The organism is Pseudomonadota bacterium, from assembly GCA_010028905.1.
GTDB lineage: Bacteria > Vulcanimicrobiota > Xenobia > RGZZ01 > RGZZ01 > RGZZ01.
In genome coordinates, this window is the sequence record RGZZ01000566.1 from 1 (window position 1) to 2,940 (window position 2,940).

Consider the following 2,940-nt stretch of genomic DNA (forward strand, 5'->3'; position numbering starts at 1 on the left):
CTGCATGAATGTTGCGACGTCGTGCGCCGCGACGCTCACGTCCGTGCACGTCCGTGCCGACACATCGACGAGCGTGCACACGTGCCGTGGATGCAGCGCTGCACGTAAACCAGCCGCGGCGACGTCCGACGACGACTCCTCCCACACGACGTGGAAGCACTTCTCGGGCGTCGTCGCGTGGACGCGCACGTGACACGATTCGGCGTACAGCCGCACATCAAAGTTTGACGTTCGAGGGAGCACCGACGCGACGAAGTCGAGGTGTGCCGATACGCTCGGCGACCACGCACGCACCGACGGAAGCAATGTGCGCATCGTGTGATCCCACGAATCGAACGACATGATGCTGAGGGCGACGATTGCGACGTCGGCCAAGTGCTTCGAGTCGGAGCCTGCGGTGCACACCTTCTTCGCACACTTGGCGACGTGGTCCTCTCCATCCGAGACGGTTGCCGCCGCTCGAACGCTCGAGCGTGCGAGCATTCGGTCGTACGCTCTGAGGCACGCGGTGCGAAGGTCGTCGGCGAGCAGCTCGTCGTCTGTCGCGAATGGCGAGACGAACCGACTCGCACACCCGGCTCGAATCGCTCCGGCGTGACGAGCGCGATCGAGGCGAGTGGGGTGAGCAATGTCCTCGACGCCTCGCACGCGCCTCTTGGCGTCGAACTCGGCGTTGACGAGGCACATTTGCACCACGACGTCGCCACTGCACCGTCGAATGCACGACGATCGGCACGCTCCGTCGCCTTCGTCGACGTTGGGCTCGGCGCTCTCGCTCTTCGTCACGATCATCATCGCCGTCGCCGCACAGTTCGATCTCGGCGTCCATCGATCGAGGCTTCGATAGTGGCGCCCGTCGTCGTCGGTCGATGTCGCTAATGCGACCGAGCGTTTGCACAGCCCGTCGACTCCGTCGGCGTGGAGACCGCTTCCAGTTCGCACGACGTGCCGTGCAAATTCGTCGGCGTACCGCACGTGCTCGCGCTCCTTGACGTCGAAACGCATGTGTGCATTCGCGCTCATCGTACGAAGTGCCGAGCACACGTTTGGGTGCGGCCTTCGTGAGTCGAGGACGAGGATGAGCTGATGCGACGCGCGCGTGAGCGCGACGTACGTGGGGTTGCGTGCCGCCTGCTCGGGCAGCACGACGACGCACGTGCGACACTGCAACCCCTTTGCGCTCCAGAAGGTGCCGCACGTGAGCGTCGGCTTGGTCGGTGCGTTCGTCATCGCACTTGAACTTCCGAGGGCCGACGAGGCATCGTCGTTGTCGACGACGTCGACGCCGTGGACGACGACGCGCATCGATCCTCGTCGGCTCACCGTGTTGAGCAATCTGCGGAGCGCCGTGTTGCCATGTTTGTAGTCGACGAGGAGGAGGACGTCGTCGTCGCCCTCGAGCACGTCACGAAGCACGTCGTACAGATCGGACCACATGTTCTTCGGGACGCGCACGTCGACCGGAGGCGCGTGAGGCGCATCGCACGCACGCGCGTGACTACGTCCTCCACTTGCGACAATTGAGGTGTCGAAGACGGCGTTGACGAGCGCTGCGATTGGAGGAGTGAGGCGGTACGACTTTGTGAGGACGAAGGACGACCACGCCTGCTCGACGCCGATCGCTCCTTCTGTTGTATGCGCACCGCCACCTCCCTCGGTCGCCTTGTGATCCGGATTCGAGTCGAACACGCTCCAAGGCTCGACGAGGGTCCGGAGCGTCGCGGGGGCGTCGGGGTCGAAGTCGTAGACCAACTGATTCCTGTCGCCCGCGACGACGATTGACGAATTGTGCAGTCCAAGCACACGCACGAGTCGGACGTAGATCTCACGCACGTCCTGTGCTTCGTCGACGAAGACGCGGCTGACGGCAGGGACGTTCGTAGGTGTGATGTCGCCACGCTCGGCCCTCTCGACGGCATCGAGAAGTTGGACGTCGTCGCGCGCAGGCGCGAGGCACCGAGAGCACAGCGAGTGGAACGTGAGGCACAGCGTTCCGTCCGGAGGAAGTCGCGAGCTGATGTCGGTCGCGAGTTGACGATTGTACGCGAGGACGAGCGAGGGCAAACACCTCGCGGCGGTGGCGGTGGCGTTGTCCTCATCCGGGCGGTCGTCGGCATTGGACGATCCTTCTTCTTGAGTGTGCAACGTCTTGGTCGAGTTCGCGTCGTCGGCGACAGTCGACGTCGTCAGCGCACGATCGTCACGTGCATTGTAAGCGGCAGTGCATGCTCGTACGATGAGTGCAGTCTTCCCCGCTCCCGGGACGGCTTCGATCCTCACTCGCGCAAGTGGGTCGCGGGCAAGTAGGCTACACACTTGGTCGTGGACGGGATCCGTCGAGTCATCGACGTCGACGACGCCTGGTGTACATGAGACGCTCGAACGAGCCTTCGAGTCGGCGCTCGACGACTCCAATTTGAAGACAATAGGTCGTGAGGCATTCATTTCGTGCTGCTGCATGTGTCGATGTGACGACGAGCGAGAGATGATGTCTGTGCAGCGCAGGTGCCGACGAACTCAGAATGTAGGTATCTGTGTCTTATTTGCTTACTTCGCACTCGATCTTGTTCATTCATCCACGAACGAACGAACGAGCGAGCGAACAAACGATGCACCACCATCTCACATACTGATTCCGTCTACGCATGCTTTCACACTTGCATCATACACGTCTTCATTGTATGCAGCGTGCCACGCACTATATCGGACACGTCGGCGCGGTGTGCGATCACACATATCACAGTAGTGATCACGCCTATGCCAAAGACGGTGCGCACGTTGATTGCGCCTTGAGACCCACAAATAAACGGTGGACGAATCGTCACGAGGATCAAGAGTGTGAGAACAAATTGCGCTCCGAGGATTGCGACCGGCGAGAATGTGTCGAAGTACGAAGGCGGTTGCGGACCAAATCTCTGTTCGAGCGACTGGGTCCGACTC

Annotated in this window: 1 protein-coding gene; it reads right to left on the bottom strand. The window is 61.7% G+C overall.

The window, feature by feature from the left end; all coding sequences use genetic code 11:
* Window positions 1–2,064, bottom strand: a 2,064-nt coding sequence (locus EB084_22880; protein ID NDD31109.1) for a hypothetical protein, incomplete at its 3' end; no start/stop codon positions are given.
* Window positions 2,065–2,940: the final 876 nt, after the last annotated feature.